The sequence below is a fragment of the Bradyrhizobium genosp. P genome, from assembly GCF_049949265.1.
Taxonomy (GTDB): Bacteria; Pseudomonadota; Alphaproteobacteria; order Rhizobiales; family Xanthobacteraceae; genus Bradyrhizobium.
Map to the genome: position 1 here is coordinate 8501577 of NZ_CP188195.1, position 18671 is coordinate 8520247.

Consider the following 18671-nt stretch of genomic DNA (forward strand, 5'->3'; position numbering starts at 1 on the left):
CGGGCATCACCTTGTTGGGACAGCCGATTGCCACTTTTTCCGGTTCGTGCCTGCGGATGGTTTTCCACAATGCGGCCAGCCTGTGGATAGCGGGTTCATACCAGCGTCATTAGCTATTTCCTACATTGTCGGCGCCAATTTCGCCATGAGGCGCGATGCTTCATCGAAGCCGGAACGGTTCCTTGTTCTGTCCACGATATTCACAGGAACCGAGGGTCCAGACGACGAGTTCAACGGGAATATTCGGAGGAGTACCCATGATTTCCGACCCAAGCGAGACGGCCATCGATCAAATCGTGGCAAGCTGCAATGGCGACCTGCGTGGCGCCTTGAAGGCACTGCTGCTCGTCAATGAGCATCTGGAAGCTGAGCTGCAGCAGTTCTATGCGGCCGCAGCCCAGGACAGCGCGCCGCGCGGCAGGTTCCTCCATTAGTGGCTTGAGGCGCCTCAGCGGCTTGAGGCGCCTCAGCGTTCAATGCATCTCGGGTCCTTCGTTGGCGGTCGCCAGCGCCGCGCTCGCGGCGAGCGGTCCGCCATCAGATATCGCGGCCTTCGACCTTTTCGGAGAGCTGCTTGACCAATTCAGGCACCTTCTCGAGATACGGGTCGACCGCGAGCGCCTTGCGGAAGGCATCCAGTGCACGTTTGTCGTCGCCGACCTCCTGCAGGATCATGCCGAGGCCCGCGAGCGCGCCGAAATGGCGGGGCTCGCGGATCAAGACCTGCTGAATGTCTTCGATCGAATGGGCGTAGTCGTTCTTCAGATAATAGAGCGTCGCGCGCCGGTTCCAGGCTTCGATGTAATCGGGCCGCAGCTTGATCACGGCATCGAGCAGCTTCAACGCGACGTCGATGTTCTGGGCGTCGGTCGCGGCCTTGGCCCGCATCATCAGAAGCGCCGCAGTATCGCTTGGTGTCTGCAGCCAGAGCGCCCAAATCCGCGCCTCGACATGGCGGGCGCTGGTTTCATCGGGGGCGGCCTTCAGCGCCCCGAACAGGAAATCCAGCCCGCGGGTACGGTCGGCGGGAACCGTCGGCAGCTTGCTCGGAGCTTCCGGCAGCTTCTTCTGCGCTTTCGGCGGCGGGATGACCCGGGGATCACCTTGTGCCGCGGCGGCGGCCGGCATGGCCAGCAGCACCGCGATCACGATCGCCAGCCGGTTGTTGAGCCCTAGGAGTCTTGATCCCATCGAGGAAGTCTAAACGCACAAAGCCGCGCTGCAAAGCAGCACGGCGTCAAAGAGCTGTGAAAGAGCGCTAGTTCCGGGACCGAAAAAGGCCGATCGGCCTCCGGTCAATCGTGCATCAGCCTTGGCGCGGATCAGCCTTGGCGCGCCTTGAAGCGGCGCTGGACCTTGTTGATCACATAGACCCGGCCCTTGCGGCGGACCAGACGATTATTGCGGTGGCGGCCACGCAGCGACTTCAGCGAGTTACGGACCTTCATGGGACAATCCTGTTAATTCGAAAGGCCCGTGTTGGAGGCCGTGCCTGATCAATGCCCAAAGGCAAAATGGGATTTATCCCGACAAGCGGCCTGCCGCCCGGGACGGGGCGGTTTCTAAGCCATCGGACCGCCAAATGTCAACCGAAACGGGCCGGTCTTCAGCCCGCACAAGCCAGTGGGAACCGGGCGAGCACTCGGGTGTGCCATTGGAATCACAGGAAAAACCGGCGGCAGGGAGATCGACCAGCCCAACCTCCCTGCCGCCAGTGCCACCATCCGCCGGAAGGGAGGTGTCCCGGCGGCACGCCATGGCGGCGCCTAGAACACGGCGAATCGTGCGGTGCCCTGCAGCCGATGCACCGTGTAGAGTTCGGTCTGCCCCGGCGGCGGCCCGAAGATGGCGAACTTGTGCAGGGTCGTGATGCCCTCGGTCGAGATGTTGACGACCTCGGGTCCGGTCAGGCGTACGCCCGGAAGCAACACCGTGAACGATGTCGACGGCCCGTCGATGGTCCGCATCAGGAACACGCTGACCAGCGTGCCGAGCATCGAGGTCTGGATCTGGATCTCGTCGCCGATGAAGGTCTTGGTCTGAGACCCGTCGTGATAGCTGAAGGCCGGCTTCCCCGTGATGCTGGTCGTCGAATAGGTGACGTGAATGCCGTGGCCTGAAAGCTCGTAGAGATTGGGTTCGGTATTGGCCATGATGAAACTCCTTCATATGGAAATGATTAGCAATCAAAAGTTGTATTCTGACACAATCATTACCCCACCCGTATGATCTGCTTCACAGCCCGCGTCCGGCCGAACACGATTTCGCGATGTCCGGGATGACGACGGGACCGCCGCCCCGCCACGTGAAGCTGCTTGCGAAAATAATTATATAGTATAATCAATTTGCCGGACCCAACAATCAAGCCGCCGGGGGAAACCGCCATGCCCAAGCTGAAACTGCCCGATATCGAGAAAGTCGTCGCGATCGACATCCACACCCATGCTGAGGAGCCCTGCGGGATGCATGGCGACGACGGCTATGACGACTTCCAAGCGCAGATGGCGGACTACTTCAAATCGCCGCACAAGCACCCCCCGACCGTGCCGGAGACTGCGGCCTATTACCGTTCGAAGAACATCGCCGCGGTGATCTTCCCGGTCGACGCCGAGCGCGAGACCGGCTTCCGCCGCTACAACAATCACGAGATGCTGGAGATCGCTTCCGAGCATCTGGACGTCCTGATCCCGTTCGTCTCGATCGACCCGCACAAGGGCAAGCTCGGCGTGCGCGAGGCGCGCAAGCTGATCGAGGAGTACGGCGTCCGCGGCTTCAAATTCCATCCGACCATGCAGGGCTTCTACGCCAACGACCGCATGGCCTATCCGCTCTATGAGGCGATCAGTGACGGCGGGGCGATCGCGCTGTTCCACACCGGCCAGACCGGCGTCGGAAGCGGCATGCCTGGAGGCATGGGGATGCGGCTGAAATACTCCAACCCGATGTACATGGACGACGTCGCGGCGGATTTTCCCGACCTCAAGATCATCCTCGCGCATCCCTCCTTCCCGTGGCAGGAAGAGGCGCTGTCGGTCGCGACCCACAAGCCGAACGTCTATATCGACCTGTCCGGCTGGTCGCCGAAATATTTCCCGCCGATTTTGGTGCGCTACATCAACTCGATCCTGCAGGACAAGATGCTGTTCGGTTCCGACTGGCCGGTGATCACGCCGGACCGCTGGCTCGCCGACTTCGCAAAACTCGACGTCCGCGAGGAGATCCGCCCCAAGGTGCTGAAGGCCAACGCGCGGAAGATTTTGGGCATCTAGAGGACATCACGCCATCATCGAAACGGCGCCCGAGCCGCCCGCATTGCCGAGACTGTCGGCAAGGTAGCTGGCAAGCTCGCCGACGACGCGGGAATTGCTACGCCGGCCGTAGGCGTAAACCAGTTCGATAGTTGGCAGTTGCGGCAGTCGCAGGCCGTGACGCACCACGCGCAGCGGTGGCGCCACCAGTGCGCGCGCGAGCACGGTAATGCCCATCCCCTCGACCGCCGCCGACTTGAGGCATTCGAAACTCGGGCTGACGAAGCTGAGGTGCCATGGTCGCTTGTGATCCTTCAGTGCGGCCATCGCGACGCGCCGATAGGCGCAGCCTTCCGGAAACAGGATCAACGGCACCGACTCCTGTGCGCCGGGCGCAAAATTCGGCCCGCTAACCCAGACCAGTTGCTCACGCAGCGCGACGGTGCCGAGCTTCGCACCGGTCTCTTGTTTGAAAAACGCCAAATCGAACTCGCCCCGCGCACAGCGTTTCTGCAGGTTTTCTGACTGGTTGGCTTCGACTTCGAGCCCGACCATCGGATGCCTGTTCTTGAAGCGCGCAAGCCACGCCGTGAAGTCGCGGCCGAAAAAATCGAGCGGCACGCCGAGCTTGACGAAGCCGGAGAGAACATCGTCCGACATCGACGCATAGGCTTCGTCGTTGAGCTGCAGGATCCGCCGGGCGTACTGCACGAGCTTGCCGCCTTCGGACGTCAGCTCGATCACGCGGCCCTTGCGGCGTGTCAGCAGGCCCTTGCCGATTTGCGTTTCGAGCTTGGCGATCTGCAGGCTCACGGTCGACTGCGAGCGGCCGACGCTCTCGGCAGCCCGTGAAATGCTCATCGTATCGGCAACGACCAGAAACGACCGCAGACAGTCGATATCGAAATTCATGCTGCCGCTCCATTATCGAAAATTGCGATATCGATCATTGTTATTATTCATTTTGCCACTTCACCACCGAGCCGTAAAGACGTAGCGCCCGTCTTGCGCATGACCGCGCACGCGGATGGGCCAACCCACGTCAACGCGGGACGCAAGACAATAACCGGCAGGGAGGGGACGATGGTTCGCAACAGCGCCTCGCTTGAGGCTGCGCATGCCTTGGTCAGGCAGTTGATCGCAGAAAAGCTCCGATATCTGGTGCCGATGACGATTATCTTCATGGTCGGCTATATCGGCCTCACGATACTCGCAGGCTTCGCCAGGGGCCTGACGGGCACCAAGGTGATCGGCTCGGTCAATTTCGGCTTTGTGCTGATCGCACTGAACTACCTGCTGTCGTGGGTGCTTGCCATCGTTTACGGGCGCATCGCCGGCGAGGTGTTCGATCCACTGGCCGCAAAGGCCGCGGCAGAAATCGGGGCGCAAGACTGAGATGAGCATCACCCTCGGAATATTTGCGATCATTCTCCTGGTCACACTCGGCATCACATATTGGGCGGCGAAGCGCACCGCCACCACCAGCGACTTTTATGCCGCCGACAGCCAGCTCACTGCCGCACAGAACGGGTTTGCGCTGGCTGGCGACTGGTGCAGCGCCGCGGCGTTCCTGGGATTTACCGGGTTGACCGCGCTGTACGGCATGGACGGCGCATTCTACGCACTCGGTCCGCTGGTCGCCTTCTGCACCGTGCTTTTCCTGATCGCCGAGCCGATGCGCAACACCGGCAAATATACACTTGGCGACGTCATTCGCAGCCGGATGCAATCGCGAACCTCGCTGCTTGCGGCGATCGCGGGAACGGTGGTCGTCAACTTCGCCTATCTGATGCCGCAAATGGCCGGCGCCGGCGCGCTGGTGCGGCTGCTTACCGGCATCTCCTACGACTGGGCCGTGATCTTCGTCGGCGTCAGCATGATCATCTACGTCGCCTTCGGCGGCATGTTGGCCACAACCTGGGTACAGATCGTCAAGGCCGCGCTGATGTTGAGCGCCGGCGCGATCATGCTGGTGCTGATCATGTCGCTGGTGCATTTCAATCCGTTGACACTGTTTGCCGACGCCGAGCGGAAATACACCGCACAATATCTGATGCCCGGCAATTACCTGAAGAATCCGTTCGACCAGGTTTCACTCGGGCTCGGCTATGTGCTCGGACTGGCAGGATTGCCGCACGTGATGACGCGGTTCTACACCGTCCCGGACGCGAAGACGGCGCGGCGCTCCGTAGTCTGGGTCATGTTTCTGGCGGGGGCGTTCTTCGCCGGCACCACCCTGTTCGGGCTGGCCGCCGCGAACTTCGTCGGCCAGGACGTTATCCGCGCTGCGGACAAAGGCGGCAATCTGACCCTGCCGCTGCTTGCGCAATATCTCGGCGGTGGCAAGGGCACTTTTGGCGGTGACTTGATGTTGGGCTTTGTCGCAGCCGTCGCGGTGGCGACCATCCTTGCAGTCGTGTCGGCGTTGACCTTGTCAACGTCGGGCGCGATCGCTCACGATTTCTACACCAACTGGGTCAAGCACGGTCAAGTCGACGGCAAACAAGAGGTTTGGATCGCGCGCATTGCCGCCGTCGTGATCGGGGTGCTCGCCATCGCACTCGGAATCCTGGCGCAAGGCGTCAACGTCGCGGTGCTGGTGATCCTGGCGATCTGCGTCGCCGCCAGCGCCAACTTTCCGGTGCTGATCCTGTCGCTGTTCTGGCGGCGCTTCAACACCGGCGGCGTGGTCGGCGGCATGACCGTTGGCCTCCTCTCCTCGGTCGTGCTGGCGATGATCGGGCCGGCGATGCGCGGCGCCGACGCCTTGTGGCCGCTGGTCAACCCGACCGTGGTATCGTTGCCGCTTGGCTTCCTCGGTGCTTATCTCGGCACGCTGATCGCCGGGCGCGACATCGAGAACGAAAAGCGCTTCGATTCATTCCTGTTGCAGGTTCACACCGGCGTCGTTCCGAAATAGAACGAGGATAACGAAGTCGCCATTTCCCGTAACTAAGCCGCCCGGCCAAAACAAAAAGAGCGCCTGCCATGACCATCAAAGCAATTGTCTTCGACGCCTATGGCACGCTCTACGACGTCCAGTCGGTGGCTGACGTCACCGAGGACGCCTTTCCGGGCTATGGCGATATCATCACGCAGGTCTGGCGCATCAAGCAGCTCGAATACTCCTGGATGCGTACGCTGATGCGGCGCTACCAGGGGTTCTCCGTCGCCACCCGCGATGCGCTGGCCTACACGCTGCGCAGCCTCGGCTTGGAATATGATGAGGCGACCTTCAGCCGCATCATCGACAAGTATCAGCATCTCGATCTCTATCCAGACGCCGTCACCGCGCTCGAGGCGATGAAGGACCGCAAGCTTGCGATCCTCTCCAACGGCAGCCCCGATATGCTCAACGCGCTGGTGCGCAATAGCGGGCTCGACCGTCTGCTCGACGCAACCATTAGCGTCGATGCGAAGAAGGTGTTCAAGCCGGCGCCTGAGGCCTACATGCTGATCGAAGAGGTATTGGGCGTGCCGCCTGCGGAGGTGCTGTTCATCTCCTCCAATCCATGGGACGCCTGCGGCGCAAAGGCGTTCGGCCTCAACGTCGCATGGATCGAGCGGGTGACGCCGGAAGCGATGGCGCTCGCCTGCGTCGACAGCGAGACGGTTGCCCCATTGACGATGTTCAAGGCCCTGCGTACCCAGATGGATGAACTCGGCGTCGTGCCGGATCACCGTATCCACGGTCTCTCCGAACTGCCTGCCCTGGTGTCTGCCAGATCCTGAATTGTAAGGGTCCTGAACAATATGAGTCTCGAGTCCGTCCGTGCCTTCTTCGCCGAGAAGGCACCCGATATTTCCGTGATCGAATCCACAATAAGTTCCGCAACCGTCGTGCTGGCGGCGGAGGCCTATGGCGTCGAACCGGCGCGGATCGCCAAGACGCTGAGCCTGCGTGTCGGCGACCGCGTGGTGCTGATCGTCGCCAGCGGCACGTCACGGATGGACAACAAGAAGGTGAAGGCGCTGTTCGGCGGAAAACCAAAGATGCTCGGCCTCGACGAAGTCGCCGAGATCACCGGCCATGAGGTCGGCGGCGTCTGCCCGTTCGGGCTGAAGACGCCGCTACCGATCTATTGCGACGTGTCGTTGAAGGCCTTCGACGTCGTCGTGCCGGCGGCGGGCTCGACCCACAGCGCGGTGCGCATCACGCCCGACCGGATGGCGGAGCTGACATCGGCCGAATGGGTCGATGTCTGTGAGGTCAGGTCCTAAAGTCAGGTCCTAACCATCATTCGTCGTCATCGTCGTCGGAGGACGGCCGCGACGGCGCGATCGGGACCGGCTGCGCGGCGTGCGGACGCTGTATCGTCTGCGGCTGCGGTGCGCGCGCCATCGGCCGCTGTGGCCGGGACGGCTGCTGCATGCTGGCATTCGACTCGAACACCGCGCGGCAGGAATGACCGAGCAACGCCGTGTTCTGCCGCAGGCAGGCGGTGATCCGGCCGACGTCGGGAATCTGGTCGCTGCACAGGCGCATCACATCGGGCGTGCACGCCATTTGCTGTTCCCAGGTCCCACGCTCTTCCTGGGAGAACGCAGGGGCGGCGAACAGGCCGCCGCCAATCGCGATCGCAAGGCCTAGGACAATCCGCTGCGGTTGCATGACCGGGTCCTTTCATTTGGTTGTGACGAGGGCGCGGTTCCGCACGGCCCACTTGGTGCAAACTGGCCAATGAATACGGCCAAGGATCGTTCGCGCGGACAACTAAATGTGAAGGCAATCGGGGCCGCTACCGCTTCTTCCCCTTCGCAAATTGCTTGGCGAGGAAATCCGCCAGCACCTCGACGCGGGCGGGGCGCGGGCCGCCGGGCGGAGTGACGAGATGCACGGCGCCCTCGGGCTGGTGCCAGCCTTTCAGGATCACCTCGACTTCGCCGCGGGCGATCGCCTCGCCGACGATGAAATCGGGCAGGTCGGCAATGCCGAGGCCGGCGACCAGCGCAGGCATCACGGCTTCACCATTATTGACCCGCAACTGGCCTGCCGGGCGCACATTGGCCTGCTCGCCGGCGGCATTGGTGTAGTGCCAGACGCCTTGCGTCGAGAGATAAGCGTAGCCGAAGCATCTATGCTCGGCGAGATGCATCGGATGGGTCGGCCGGCCGTGACGCTTCAGGTAGGAGGGTGCGGCCACCGTGTAGCGCGGCATGGCGCAGAGCCGGCGCGCGATCAGCGAAGAATCCGGCAGCCGCGCGATGCGCAGGCCCGCGTCAAAGCCTTCGCCGATCAGGTCCACCGTCGCGTCGCTCAGATGCAGGTCAATCGCGACCTCCGGATAGGCCTCCATGAACTCGGGCAACAGCGGCGCCACGGTCTTGATGCCAAAACTCATCGGCACCGCGAGCCGCACCAGTCCGCGCGGCGTGGTCGATTGCGCCAGCGCTTCGTTCTCGGCGGCCTCGCCGTCGGCGAGCAGCCGCGCCGCGCGCTCCGACAATTTCTGGCCGGCATCGGTCAGCGCCAGCCGCCGCGAGGTGCGGTTGAACAGCCGCGCGCCGAGCCGCTCCTCCAGCCGGCTGACCGCCTTGGAGACCGTGGCCTTGGACAGCGAAAGCTCGCTCGCGGCCGCCGCAAACGACCGCAATTCCACGACTTTTGCGAAAATCGCGAGCGCCTCGAAGTCCGGCAGTTTCGGCATGGCCAGTTATCCCGATTGGTCAATACGAGAAACAATGAGTTTCAATAGTTTCTATTTCTATACCAAAGCGGGAGGCATATCCAAGGGCTATCGAAGTTTTGGCAAGCCCGGAAGCCCCTTCCCGCGACGCCGAAACCAAGGAGACGAAAATGATCGAACTGAAACCATTCGCAAAACTCGGCGGTGCCGACCATGGTTGGCTGAAGGCGAAGCATCACTTCTCCTTCGCGAGCTACTTTGACCCTGAGCACGTCAGCCACGGCTCCTTGCGGGTGTGGAACGATGACGAGATCGCGCCCAACTCCGGCTTTCCCGCGCATCCCCACGCCAACATGGAGATCATCACCTATGTCCGCGAAGGCGCGATCACGCACCAGGATTCGCTCGGCAACAAGGGACGCACCGAAGCCGGCGACGTCCAGGTGATGAGCGCCGGCAGCGGCATCCGTCACTCCGAGTACAATCTGGAGCCGTCGAAGACCAAGATCTTCCAGATCTGGATCGAGCCGACCACCAAGGGCGGTCACCCCACCTGGGGCTCGAAGCCGTTCCCGAAGGCCAACCGCTCCGGCAAGCTCGTCACCATCGCCTCGGGCATTGAGGGCGACAAGGATGCGCTGCCGATCCGGGCCGATGCGCGGGTGCTCGCCACCACGCTGAAGGCCGGCGAGAGCGCGGAATATGCGGCCGACAAGGCTCGTCACCTCTATCTGGTGCCGGCAGCGGGCTGCGTGGATGTCAACGGCGTGCGCGTCAATGCACGCGACGGCGCCGCGATCCGCGACGAGGCCACGCTGAAAATCACCGCGCTCGAGGATACCGAGCTGGTGCTGGTCGACGCGGCCTAATCACCTCACCACCATCATGCGCGGACAGACGTCCGCGCATGCCCCATTCGCAAAATCATCTGCCCTGCAAACCCAAAGGAGGCCATCATGGCCAAGGTTCTCGTCCTCTATTACTCCGCCTACGGTCACATCGAAGCGATGGCGAATGCCGTCGCGGAAGGCGCGCGCGAAGCCGGCGCAACTGTCGACATCAAACGCGTGCCCGAGCTGGTGCCGGCCGAAGTGGCAAAGGCCTCATACTACAAGGTCGACCAGGCGGCACAGGTCGCTGAGATCAACGACCTCGCCAATTACGACGCCATTATCGTCGGCACCGGCACCCGCTTCGGCCGGATGGCCTCGCAGATGGCCAACTTCCTCGACCAGGCTGGCGGCCTCTGGGCCAAGGGCGCGCTGAACGGCAAGGTCGGCGGCGCGTTCTCCTCCAGCGCGACCCAGCATGGCGGCCAGGAGACCACGCTGTTCTCGATCATCACCAACCTGCTGCATTTCGGCATGACGATCGTCGGCCTCAACTACGGCTTTGCCGGCCAGATGAAGCTCGATGAGGTCACCGGCGGCGCACCCTACGGCGCCACCACGATCACCGGCGGCGACGGCAGCCGCCAGCCGAGCGAGAACGAGCTCGCCGGCGCGCGCTATCAGGGACGCATGATCGCGGAGACCGCCAAGAAGCTTCATGGCTAAGCTGCATGAGCCCCATGGCTAAGCTCGAAGGCTAGGCCTCATGGCTAAGCTCCGCAGCTAACCGCATGGCTGATGTGATATGGGCGGCATTCTCCCTCGGAGATGCCGCCCTATTTTTGCTGTCAGGCAGGCGGCGACGGACATGGCGATGGTCGAACTTCTCTTGATGGCTCAGCTGGTGCAACGCCCCGTGCAGGCGATCGCACGGCGCTGGTGGTGCAAGAGCCTGTTCCGCGCCACGCGCGGACAGCGCCGTTGCCCGGAATGCACCGCGTCGTGACGTTGCCGTGACGGCGTCGGACCGGTGTAACGCCGCTCCTCCTCCGTGCAACGATTCTGTCACAGACGCGCCGCTGACACCGGAACCAACCAATTCGTGATAAGCATGGGCCCGCGCGCCGGTAGCCAGAGGTTTATCATGACCACCACTCCGAACACCCGTTGGCCCGAACTACCGACCGGGGCGTGGCGTGACACCTGTGCGACGCTGCAGCTCTGGACCCAGATCGCCGGCAAGATCCGGCTGGCGAAGTCGCCCTGGCTCAATCATTCCTGGCACGTCACGCTCTATGTCACCGCGCGCGGGTTGACGACCTCGCCGATCCCGGACGGCGACCGAACGTTCCAGATCGATTTCGATTTCATCGATCACGTCTTCCGCCTATCGACCAGCGACGGCACCGAGCGTCAATTCGCGCTCGTCCCGCAATCGGTCGCGAGCTTCTACGCAGCTGTCATGGCCAACCTGAAGGAGCTCGGCGTCGACGTTACGATTGACGAGATGCCGAACGAACTGCCCGACCCTGTCCGGTTTCCGCAGGATACGCAGCATGCCTCCTACGATGCGGACGCCGTGCACCGTTTTCACCAGATCCTCGTGAACTGCGACCGCGTGTTCAAGCAATTCCGTACCGGTTTTCTCGGCAAGGCGAGCCCGGTGCATTTCTTCTGGGGCAGCTTTGATCTCGCGGTCACGCGCTTCTCCGGCAGGACAGCGCCGCGGCATCCCGGCGGAGTGCCACATTTGCCCGATGACGTGGCGCAAGAAGCCTATTCGCACGAGGTCAGCAGCGCCGGCTTCTGGCCCGGCGGCGCCGCGATCGACTATCCGGCATTCTATTCCTACGCCTACCCCGCGCCGGCGGGCTATCGCAGCGCGCGGGTCCAGCCTGACGCTGCATTCTTCAGCGAGGCGCTCGGTGAATTCGTCCTGCCATACGATGCCGTCCGCACGGCTGCCGATCCCGACAAGGCGCTGCTCGATTTCCTGCAATCGAGCTATGAGGCTGCGGCGATCAACGCAAACTGGGACCGCGACGCGCTTGAATGCGCGCCGGGCCGGCCCGGGGTGGTCAGGAAGTGCTGAGATCGAAGCAAGCGCCGACGTAGTGGGGCGTTGCCGGCGGCTCAATGCCGCTCGCGCGACGGCGGTGACTTGCCGAGCATCTGCTTCAGCCGGGCGGTGAGCTTCGGATAGTGACGCAGCGCCAGCACGGCGCGGTCGCGCAGCGCGTGCGGCCAGCCGCGCCAGCTCAGGGACGCACTGAGATCGACCAGCGGCATCCGCGCCGGCTTGAACCGGCGCTTGTACGGATAATCGCCGATCGAGAGGTCGAATTCCCGCACGCCGTCCTTGTGCAGCGCTGCCATGGTGCGCTCAATGATCAGGCGACCCGGCGAGACGTTCAACCATTTACCGCCGGCATTGCTGATGCGGATCATGACATAGCGCGTGCCGGTGCGGATGCCGAGCAGGGTCGCCACCACCTCCTCGCCTGCGATCAGCGCCGTCAGCACCGCGTAACCGTTGCCGTTGCTTTCGCGGACAAGGCCGCGATAGAACGCGGTGCAATTCTCGCCATTGAGGATGAAGTTGAGCCCGAGGCATGTCATCCGCGAGGCCTGTTGTACCTCCGTGGTCGACAGGATCTTGAGCGCTTCATCGGCATCGGCGGCGATCCTGAAGGCAGCCGAGGGATCGCGCGTAAACACGCGCCAGTTCCGCTCCAGCTCCTTGCGTACGGTCTTGTCCAGCGTGTAGCGCCAGGCGTCGTAGTCTTCGCCGGTCAAGATCGGGTTGCCGTTGAGCGAGCAGGGTCCTGCGGCGTCGAGCACCGCCAGCGGATTGGCCCGGCCGCCGAGTTCGGCGGGCACCTTGCGCAGGCGGACAAGATCCGCGCCACCGGCCGATGAGCGCAGCGCCGAGCGCAGGTCACGCCAAAGCAGACGTGCAGCAGCAGCGTCACGCGGCGCGGCGGGCCCCAGCAGCGGCGCGTTATAATCGGTGAGATCGAGATCGGCGAATTCGACAATACGAATACTGCCCTGCCGGCGGCGGATCAGCGGGAGCAGCGCGGCGCGCTCGCCGGTCACAGCGTCGGTCATGACAGCGATCAGCGGGTCGACGCCGGCAGCCGTCGCGAAAGCGCTGTACCACGATGCATACCATTGCGGATGCTGAAACGCGGTTGGCGGATCGAACGATCCCCAGCGCGCCATCGCCCGCGCCCAATCCGACAACAGTTCGACGCGGAAGCCGATGGCGTGCGAGGATGCCCGCCCACCAAGCTTTCCAACCGTCGTCGTCAACATTGTCATTTTCAGAATCTGCCTGCCCTACGCTGCCTGCGATGCCGCCTTGGGCGGACCGACAATCTTGCCGAGATCAGTCTCGCCGAGACGGAAGTCGACCAGGCAGCGCACGGCGCGCTCGCGTTTCACCCATTTGCTGTCGCGCAACAGCCGCTGCATGACACGCTTCGCGCAGAACGCAGGCCCGTGCAGGCTGCGGCTCTTCGGCGCGTAGCCGAAACGACGGCGCAATATCCCGTTGGCGAGATGGAGGGCCTGGGCGCGCCTGATATCGTCGTTCATGTACGACACCGTCATCGAGATGTTGAAAGTGCCGAGGTTCTCGACACGGTGCGGCGCGTTGAGCGGCCAGTTCAGCATCTGGCCGGGTTCGAGATCGATCACCCGGGCATGCCGGTCGTACCAGGCAGCGTAGGGGATATCGACCTCGGACTGGAATAGCGCGCAGTCCTCGAGATGCTCGGGGCGGATGAAGGGCGGCGTATTCGGATAGATATAGACACGCTTGCGGCCGGCGATCTGAATCAGGCCCTGCCCCGGCAGGTCGACGTGATAATAGACCTGCGCATCGGGCGACGAGATCAGGATGCCGGCTTGATGGGTCGGCATTTCAAATCCCGGGACCTTGGCCGCGACCTCGGCGAACATCTGATCGATCATGTCGTGATAACGGCGATCGATCGAGGAAACCTCGCGCAGGTTCAGCCACAGACCGCCGCGCGAGATCGCCTCGATTACCTGGCGACCGCTGAGCTTGCCGATCTCGCCGTCGCGCCAGATGCGGCTCGATCCCCGGGCACCGGTCATGACCAGGCTGTAATGCTCGCGTGGATAGGTCTCGATCAGCCTAGCGAGTTCATCCAGAGAGAACGCCGGCTGCTCGTGCACGCTGTGCTCGAGCCGGATCGTCTGATGGCTCCACAGTTCGGAATGGGTGTCATCCCATTTGGTGAAAAACCTGCCTGTCGTCACCGTCCCGCTCCTCGCCGTTTCGCTATGCCACCTCTAAGGCCGTCTTCGGCAAATCGACGATCCTGCCGGGACCTGTCTCGTCGAGGCGGAAGTCGATCTGGCGTCGCACCGAACGCTCGCGCTTCACCCACTTGCCGTCGCGCAGCAGCTTCTGCATCACTTGCTTGGCTAAGAAGGTCGGACCACGAATGCTGCGGCTCCGCGGCTTGTAGCCGAAGCGATGGCGCAGCATGCCGTTGGCGAGGTGCAGGATCTGCGCGCGGCGGATATCGTCGTTCACATAGGATACCGTCACCGAGATGTTGACGGTATCGAGATTCTCGACCCGATGCGGCGCGTTGAGCGGCCAGTTCAACATCTGGCCGGGCTCGAGATCGATTACCTGCGCGTGCCAGTCGTACCAGGGCTCGTAGGGGACGTCGACCTCGACGTCGAACAGCGCGATGTTCTCGAGGTGCTCGGGCCGGATGAACGGCGCCGTATTGGGATAGACGTAGACGCGCTTGCGGCCGGCGATCTGGATCAGGCCCTGCCCCGGCAGATCGGCGTGGTAATAGACCTGCGCGTCCGGCGATGAGATCAGGATGCCGGCCTGGTGCGTCGGCGCGTCGAAGCCGGGGACCTTGACTGAGATCTCGCCGAACATCCGATTGATCATGTCGCGGTAGCGGCGATCGATCGCGGTGACGTTGCGCAGGTTCAGCCACAGACCGCCGCGCGAGATCGCCTCGATCACCTGGCGGCCGCTCAGCTTGCCGATCTCGCCCTCGCGCCAGACCCGGCGCGATCCCTTGGGCCCGGTCTTGACCAGGCTGTAATGCTCGCGCGGATAGATCTCGATCAATCTGGCGAGATCGTCCATCGAAAACGCCGGCTGCTTGTGCATGCTGTGCTCGAGCCGGATCGGCCAATGGCTCCAGAGCTGGGAATGGCTGTCATCCCAGTTCGTGAAGATGCTGCCCGTCGTCATTGTCGCGCTCCCGATATGTTGCGCCATTTTATTCATCCGATGTCCCGTTCCGGGACGAGCGGAGGGTTGTTGCGGAGAGATTGGCAAGAACGATGCCGTTGGTGGGTGCGGCCGCTTACCCGAAGCTAATGTCTCGGCGATATGGCTAACGGCAACGCCACCGGATCACGCCGCTGAAATGACCGAAAGACCCCGATACCGGGCGCTGTTCCTCGGCGCTGGACCGCAGATGCAATGCGGCGTCGGACAATTCACGCGCCTGCTGCAGGAGACCATCGAAAAGATCGAGCCTGGCACCAGCACGGCATTAACCCTGACGCAGACCATCGGGACGATCGGCGATATCTGGCGCGCGGTCGGCAGCGCCGAGAGCGTGGTCTGCAGCTTCCCGATCGTGGCCTGGAAGCGGGTGATCGTCCGGCCGCTGCTCGCGCTTGTTTTTGCGCGGCTGCGGCGCCGCAAGGTTGTGTTGATTCAGCACGAATGGGCCGGCCTCAACAGGATGCGCCGGCTGACCTACGTTCCGGCGCTATGGCTGGCCAATGCCATCGTGATGTTTTCGCCGCTGGTGCGGCGGGAGCTTGCCGACGACCGCTTCATGCGCGGCATGGTCGGCAAGTGCGTGCTGGCGCCGCTGCCGCCGAATATCGCAGCGCCGGCCGGAATCGAGGATTCGCAATTGCGGCGACGGCTGGTTGCTGCGCGTGGCGACCGCCAGCTCATCATCGGGCATTTTGGCTCGATCTATCCGGGCAAGCAGCCGAACGGGCTGCTCGAGATCGGCGCGGTCCTGAAGGAGCGCGGGCTGCGGCCGCTGATCGTCTATGTCGGCTCCTTCATCCGCGGCGTCGACAACATCGAGCACAAGTTCTACGCACGCGTCGCCGAACTCGGGCTCAAGGGCGACGTGATCGTCTCCGGCTATGTCGCCTCGGATCACGAGGTGTTCGGCCTGCTCAACGAAGTCGACGCGTTCTGCTATCCGCTGGATGAGGGCCTGACCGCGCGGCGGTCGAGCGTGCTGGCCTGCGTGCAGTCCAGCCGGCCGTTGATCGTAACCGGCCCGGCCCTGCTGGATGAATTCGAACATCATCCGCGCTTCAAGGAACTGATCGACCGCGGCGCCATCCTTCTGGTGCCGCGCGAAGCCGACAGTGCGGCCTATGCAGACACGATCGTCGCGGCGCTCAAGCGGCCAACCGTACACTTGCCGTTTGATTTCGACGGCTGGTGGACCGACGTCGCGAACGCCGTGCGCGCGCAGCTCTAGGTAGGACTTCCGGCCTTCATCCGGAACCGGGCAAGATAATGCAGCCCGAACACCGCGATCAGGAACGTCACCCATGTCGTATCGGCACGATCGAGGAAAAAGCTTTCCATTGACGACAGATAAAGACCGAACAGCCAGATGCGGAGGAACAGCATCGTCAGGGGGCCGTCATTGCCTCCCAGATCCGCCGCCTGGAAATCCCGCAGCGGCTTCACGACGATTGCCGCGATCAGGAGCGCGAGGCCCGGCAGGCCGGTGCCGAGCGCCGTGTCAAGGTAGCCGTTGTGGCTGTGCGAGGCATAACCCGCCCACTCCTTGCCTTCCTGCAGATTCTGGATCGCATCGGTGCCCCAGAACGACTCGAAGCCGTATCCGGTCAGCAAACGCTGATGCAGCGAGTCGAGAGCGAAAGTCCAGATGTCGGCGCGGCCGGTAAAAGAGGTGTCGATCGGCAGCAGGTCGGCGATCCCGGCCAGCGTGTCGCTCATGACGGTGCCGACGCTGAGCAGATTGAGCAGCACTAGCGGAGTCAACAGCAGCAACGCACGCGCCCAGAACGAGCGGATCACCGAGGTGAGCGAGCTCAGCAGCAGGACGGCGCCGCACAACGCAATCGAGCTCTTGCCCTCGGTGAAAAATAGGAAGACCGAGGCCAGCCCCGCCACCGCGATGCCCGACAGCCATCCGCCGGCCCTGATCAGGTAGATGCCGAGGAAGATCAGCATCGCCATCATGGCGGCGGCCACGTTCTTGTGCCCGAACGCGCCACGCCAGTTGCCGGCGAGTGCCGGTTCCTGTGGATCAGTCGCCTGGTGGATCGACAGATGCGGGACCAGCAAGACCCCGAGATAGCAGGTCACGAGCAGGACGAGCGCGGCGATGCTGAACCAGCGCATCAACTCGCCCTGCGACTTCGGCAGCAGCAATATGGTCGCGGTCACCACCACGACAAACACCGTCAGTGAAAGCCGGCGCAGCGACGTGGCCGGATCGAACGACAGCACGACCGTGACGCAGACCCAGCCGGCGAACAGCAGGAACGCCGGTGTCATCAGCGATCTCAGCGCCGGCATGTTGTCGCGCATGGTCAGCACAAGCATCACGGCCATCAGCACGCCGAACAAGCCGTAGAGGAATGCCTCCCTGCCGGTCGTGACGTCACCGACGTAGAAGCTGCTCAGATCCTCGAACGGGTGCAGCGATATCCAGACCAGGAGCAGGATGCCGACGAACATCGGGCCGCGGACGAAATCCATCGCCGGCCGGCGCGAGACTTCCGCGATCAGCGCCCGGCTTTCCGCGGTGATGGGAAAACCGGTCACGACGCGATCTTGGAAGCCGAATAGGGCTGCGGCTCGATGCCGAGAACGGCCAGCGCGCTGCCGATGGCGACCACCATCGGATGCATCGCGATCACCGCCTGCTGCTCTTTCAGGACGATGCGCGTGAAGCGGAACAGCGAGAATGGCACAAGACCGAACATCTTGGCCTTCACGGCCGCACGCGACCAGACCGTTTGCGCCGCCTTGCGCTCGATGTGATAGTTGATCGCGCCGATCCGCAAACCGCGCCGGACGATCCAGCCGAGATTGGTCCGGCTCTCCGGAACGGTCTCGCTGATATCAGCCTCCGTCACCCAGAAGAAGCGGAAGCCGGCGCGGCGAGCCCGCGCGAAGAAATCATGGTCGCCGCCGCCGAGGAAGTTGAAGCGCAGGTCGAAGGCAGGATGCCCAAGCCGCTCGAACACCGCGCGCCGGATCAGGCAGTTGCCGCAGCCATAGATCACAGGGACGGGACCGCTGGTGTGATAGGCCGGCGCAAACGCCGGATGGCGCTTGAGGCCACCCTTGTGCTTGTCATCGAACTTCGGCCACACCGGCCCACCGATGATCTCGGCACCCGTGGTCTCGGCCATCCGCACCATGTGCTCCAGCCAGTCGGGCGAGGCGACCTCGTCATCATCGATCATCAGGAAATTCTGCGCCTGCGGAAACGTCTCGAGCGCGGTCTCGAACGCCGCGTTGATCGCCTGGCAGTTGCCTTGCCGGGGTTCGACGATGCAGACGCCGCGAAGCCGGCCGGAATTGAGGAACTCGGCCGCGACCGGCACGCTTTCGCAGTGTGAGGCATCGTTCTCGACCACAACGACCGCAAAGCGGCGTTCGGTCCGCTGTGCCGCAATCGATTCCAGCGTCAGCCGCAGATGCGTCGGCCGCCGGAAACTCGGGATGCAGATCACGGTCTCGATGGTGAAGTCGAGCGCAGGCGACGCGGTCACCCAGGCACGGTCGGCAGTGGGAAGCTCGGTCGACATCTGCTTGGCCTCCTGGCCTCATCTCGATCCGCGAAGGCGCATCATCCCGGCACGGGTCACAATGGGACATGATCGTCCCAAGATGACCGCCGTAAGCAACAATGCGGATGCGGTTCAAAGGT

The 18671-nt window shown here is 63.2% G+C and carries 22 protein-coding genes; 11 read left to right on the top strand and 11 right to left on the bottom strand.

Going from position 1 to position 18671, the window contains the following annotated elements:
• Positions 1–257: 257 nt before the first annotated feature.
• The gene (locus tag ACP2YO_RS40805; protein ID WP_426436836.1) at positions 258–434 is read left to right on the top strand and encodes a hypothetical protein; all 177 of its coding nucleotides are present in this window, start codon (positions 258–260) and stop codon (positions 432–434) included.
• Between the two features lie 103 nt (positions 435–537).
• Here ACP2YO_RS40805 and ACP2YO_RS40810 read toward each other — a convergent pair whose 3' ends face one another.
• From ACP2YO_RS40810 to ACP2YO_RS40820, 3 genes are all read right to left on the bottom strand, one after another.
• Positions 538–1191 (bottom strand): tetratricopeptide repeat protein, encoded by a 654-nt coding sequence (locus ACP2YO_RS40810; RefSeq protein WP_426436837.1) that lies wholly within the window; start codon positions 1189–1191, stop codon positions 538–540.
• Positions 1192–1322: 131 nt separating this feature from the next.
• Positions 1323–1448 (bottom strand): type B 50S ribosomal protein L36, encoded by a 126-nt coding sequence (ykgO, locus tag ACP2YO_RS40815; RefSeq protein WP_002718645.1) that lies wholly within the window; start codon positions 1446–1448, stop codon positions 1323–1325.
• A gap of 318 nt (positions 1449–1766) precedes the next feature.
• The gene (locus ACP2YO_RS40820; RefSeq protein ID WP_426436838.1) at positions 1767–2153 is read right to left on the bottom strand and encodes a hypothetical protein; all 387 of its coding nucleotides are present in this window, start codon (positions 2151–2153) and stop codon (positions 1767–1769) included.
• 231 nt (positions 2154–2384) lie between these two features.
• Here ACP2YO_RS40820 and ACP2YO_RS40825 point away from each other — a divergent pair, with 231 nt between their 5' ends.
• Positions 2385–3269, top strand: coding sequence for an amidohydrolase family protein (locus ACP2YO_RS40825; RefSeq protein ID WP_426436839.1), 885 nt, complete (start codon positions 2385–2387; stop codon positions 3267–3269).
• 6 nt (positions 3270–3275) lie between these two features.
• Here ACP2YO_RS40825 and ACP2YO_RS40830 read toward each other — a convergent pair whose 3' ends face one another.
• Complete coding sequence (locus tag ACP2YO_RS40830) at positions 3276–4160, bottom strand: LysR substrate-binding domain-containing protein (RefSeq protein ID WP_426436840.1); 885 nt, start codon at positions 4158–4160, stop codon at positions 3276–3278.
• 171 nt (positions 4161–4331) lie between these two features.
• On the opposite strand from ACP2YO_RS40830, the gene ACP2YO_RS40835 reads away from it, so the two are divergent.
• From ACP2YO_RS40835 to ACP2YO_RS40850, 4 genes are all read left to right on the top strand, one after another.
• Positions 4332–4643 (top strand): DUF485 domain-containing protein, encoded by a 312-nt coding sequence (locus ACP2YO_RS40835; protein ID WP_426436841.1) that lies wholly within the window; start codon positions 4332–4334, stop codon positions 4641–4643.
• Between the two features lies 1 nt (position 4644).
• A complete protein-coding gene (locus ACP2YO_RS40840) occupies positions 4645–6168 on the top strand; it encodes a solute symporter family protein (protein WP_426436842.1) in 1524 nt (507 codons plus the stop codon).
• 68 nt (positions 6169–6236) lie between these two features.
• The gene (locus ACP2YO_RS40845; RefSeq protein WP_426436843.1) at positions 6237–6980 is read left to right on the top strand and encodes a haloacid dehalogenase type II; all 744 of its coding nucleotides are present in this window, start codon (positions 6237–6239) and stop codon (positions 6978–6980) included.
• Between the two features lie 21 nt (positions 6981–7001).
• On the top strand, positions 7002–7469 hold the full coding sequence (locus ACP2YO_RS40850) for a YbaK/EbsC family protein (protein ID WP_426436844.1): 468 nt from the start codon (positions 7002–7004) through the stop codon (positions 7467–7469).
• Positions 7470–7485: 16 nt separating this feature from the next.
• Here the strand turns inward: ACP2YO_RS40850 and ACP2YO_RS40855 are convergent, their stop codons facing one another.
• A complete protein-coding gene (locus ACP2YO_RS40855; protein WP_426436845.1) occupies positions 7486–7860 on the bottom strand; it encodes a hypothetical protein in 375 nt (124 codons plus the stop codon).
• Positions 7861–7987: 127 nt separating this feature from the next.
• The gene (locus tag ACP2YO_RS40860; RefSeq protein ID WP_426436846.1) at positions 7988–8896 is read right to left on the bottom strand and encodes a LysR family transcriptional regulator; all 909 of its coding nucleotides are present in this window, start codon (positions 8894–8896) and stop codon (positions 7988–7990) included.
• A 149-nt stretch (positions 8897–9045) separates the two neighbouring features.
• On the opposite strand from ACP2YO_RS40860, the gene ACP2YO_RS40865 reads away from it, so the two are divergent.
• The 4 genes from ACP2YO_RS40865 to ACP2YO_RS40880 all read left to right on the top strand — a co-directional run bounded on the left by ACP2YO_RS40865 (position 9046) and on the right by ACP2YO_RS40880 (position 11797).
• Positions 9046–9744, top strand: a complete 699-nt coding sequence (locus tag ACP2YO_RS40865; protein WP_426436847.1) for a pirin family protein — start codon at positions 9046–9048, stop codon at positions 9742–9744.
• 87 nt (positions 9745–9831) lie between these two features.
• A complete protein-coding gene (gene wrbA, locus ACP2YO_RS40870; protein WP_426436848.1) occupies positions 9832–10431 on the top strand; it encodes an NAD(P)H:quinone oxidoreductase in 600 nt (199 codons plus the stop codon).
• 142 nt (positions 10432–10573) lie between these two features.
• Positions 10574–10711: a hypothetical protein gene (locus ACP2YO_RS40875; protein ID WP_426436849.1), complete on the top strand. Its 138-nt coding sequence runs from the start codon at positions 10574–10576 to the stop codon at positions 10709–10711.
• A gap of 138 nt (positions 10712–10849) precedes the next feature.
• Positions 10850–11797 carry a DUF5996 family protein gene (locus ACP2YO_RS40880; protein ID WP_426436850.1) on the top strand — a complete coding sequence of 316 codons (948 nt, stop codon included), beginning with the start codon at positions 10850–10852 and terminating at the stop codon, positions 11795–11797.
• 41 nt (positions 11798–11838) lie between these two features.
• Here ACP2YO_RS40880 and ACP2YO_RS40885 read toward each other — a convergent pair whose 3' ends face one another.
• The 3 genes from ACP2YO_RS40885 to ACP2YO_RS40895 are packed head-to-tail and all read right to left on the bottom strand — an operon-like array spanning position 11839 to position 14965.
• Positions 11839–13029, bottom strand: a complete 1191-nt coding sequence (locus tag ACP2YO_RS40885) for a GNAT family N-acetyltransferase (protein ID WP_426436851.1) — start codon at positions 13027–13029, stop codon at positions 11839–11841.
• 18 nt (positions 13030–13047) lie between these two features.
• The gene (locus ACP2YO_RS40890; RefSeq protein WP_426436852.1) at positions 13048–13995 is read right to left on the bottom strand and encodes a hypothetical protein; all 948 of its coding nucleotides are present in this window, start codon (positions 13993–13995) and stop codon (positions 13048–13050) included.
• Between the two features lie 22 nt (positions 13996–14017).
• Positions 14018–14965 carry a cupin-like domain-containing protein gene (locus ACP2YO_RS40895; RefSeq protein ID WP_426436853.1) on the bottom strand — a complete coding sequence of 316 codons (948 nt, stop codon included), beginning with the start codon at positions 14963–14965 and terminating at the stop codon, positions 14018–14020.
• A 178-nt stretch (positions 14966–15143) separates the two neighbouring features.
• Between ACP2YO_RS40895 and ACP2YO_RS40900 the strand changes: the two genes are divergently transcribed.
• Positions 15144–16235: a hypothetical protein gene (locus ACP2YO_RS40900; RefSeq protein WP_426436854.1), complete on the top strand. Its 1092-nt coding sequence runs from the start codon at positions 15144–15146 to the stop codon at positions 16233–16235.
• Here the strand turns inward: ACP2YO_RS40900 and ACP2YO_RS40905 are convergent.
• Positions 16232–17557, bottom strand: a complete 1326-nt coding sequence (locus tag ACP2YO_RS40905) for an O-antigen ligase family protein (protein WP_426436855.1) — start codon at positions 17555–17557, stop codon at positions 16232–16234. The genes ACP2YO_RS40900 and ACP2YO_RS40905 overlap by 4 nt on opposite strands.
• Positions 17554–18549: a glycosyltransferase family 2 protein gene (locus tag ACP2YO_RS40910; RefSeq protein WP_426436856.1), complete on the bottom strand. Its 996-nt coding sequence runs from the start codon at positions 18547–18549 to the stop codon at positions 17554–17556. The genes ACP2YO_RS40905 and ACP2YO_RS40910 overlap by 4 nt, the downstream gene beginning before the upstream one ends.
• Positions 18550–18671 lie beyond the last annotated feature (122 nt).

Bases quoted from the DNA above. Each gene is read 5' to 3' on its own strand.
- ACP2YO_RS40805 (WP_426436836.1), top strand. From the start codon at position 258: ATGATTTCCGACCCAAGCGAGACGGCCATCGATCAAATCGTGGCAAGC.
- ACP2YO_RS40810 (WP_426436837.1), bottom strand. From the start codon at position 1,191: ATGGGATCAAGACTCCTAGGGCTCAACAACCGGCTGGCGATCGTGATC.
- ykgO (WP_002718645.1), bottom strand. From the start codon at position 1,448: ATGAAGGTCCGTAACTCGCTGAAGTCGCTGCGTGGCCGCCACCGCAAT.
- ACP2YO_RS40820 (WP_426436838.1), bottom strand. From the start codon at position 2,153: ATGGCCAATACCGAACCCAATCTCTACGAGCTTTCAGGCCACGGCATT.
- ACP2YO_RS40825 (WP_426436839.1), top strand. From the start codon at position 2,385: ATGCCCAAGCTGAAACTGCCCGATATCGAGAAAGTCGTCGCGATCGAC.
- ACP2YO_RS40830 (WP_426436840.1), bottom strand. From the start codon at position 4,160: ATGAATTTCGATATCGACTGTCTGCGGTCGTTTCTGGTCGTTGCCGAT.
- ACP2YO_RS40835 (WP_426436841.1), top strand. From the start codon at position 4,332: ATGGTTCGCAACAGCGCCTCGCTTGAGGCTGCGCATGCCTTGGTCAGG.
- ACP2YO_RS40840 (WP_426436842.1), top strand. From the start codon at position 4,645: ATGAGCATCACCCTCGGAATATTTGCGATCATTCTCCTGGTCACACTC.
- ACP2YO_RS40845 (WP_426436843.1), top strand. From the start codon at position 6,237: ATGACCATCAAAGCAATTGTCTTCGACGCCTATGGCACGCTCTACGAC.
- ACP2YO_RS40850 (WP_426436844.1), top strand. From the start codon at position 7,002: ATGAGTCTCGAGTCCGTCCGTGCCTTCTTCGCCGAGAAGGCACCCGAT.
- ACP2YO_RS40855 (WP_426436845.1), bottom strand. From the start codon at position 7,860: ATGCAACCGCAGCGGATTGTCCTAGGCCTTGCGATCGCGATTGGCGGC.
- ACP2YO_RS40860 (WP_426436846.1), bottom strand. From the start codon at position 8,896: ATGCCGAAACTGCCGGACTTCGAGGCGCTCGCGATTTTCGCAAAAGTC.
- ACP2YO_RS40865 (WP_426436847.1), top strand. From the start codon at position 9,046: ATGATCGAACTGAAACCATTCGCAAAACTCGGCGGTGCCGACCATGGT.
- wrbA (WP_426436848.1), top strand. From the start codon at position 9,832: ATGGCCAAGGTTCTCGTCCTCTATTACTCCGCCTACGGTCACATCGAA.
- ACP2YO_RS40875 (WP_426436849.1), top strand. From the start codon at position 10,574: ATGGCGATGGTCGAACTTCTCTTGATGGCTCAGCTGGTGCAACGCCCC.
- ACP2YO_RS40880 (WP_426436850.1), top strand. From the start codon at position 10,850: ATGACCACCACTCCGAACACCCGTTGGCCCGAACTACCGACCGGGGCG.
- ACP2YO_RS40885 (WP_426436851.1), bottom strand. From the start codon at position 13,029: ATGACAATGTTGACGACGACGGTTGGAAAGCTTGGTGGGCGGGCATCC.
- ACP2YO_RS40895 (WP_426436853.1), bottom strand. From the start codon at position 14,965: ATGACGACGGGCAGCATCTTCACGAACTGGGATGACAGCCATTCCCAG.
- ACP2YO_RS40900 (WP_426436854.1), top strand. From the start codon at position 15,144: ATGACCGAAAGACCCCGATACCGGGCGCTGTTCCTCGGCGCTGGACCG.
- ACP2YO_RS40910 (WP_426436856.1), bottom strand. From the start codon at position 18,549: ATGTCGACCGAGCTTCCCACTGCCGACCGTGCCTGGGTGACCGCGTCG.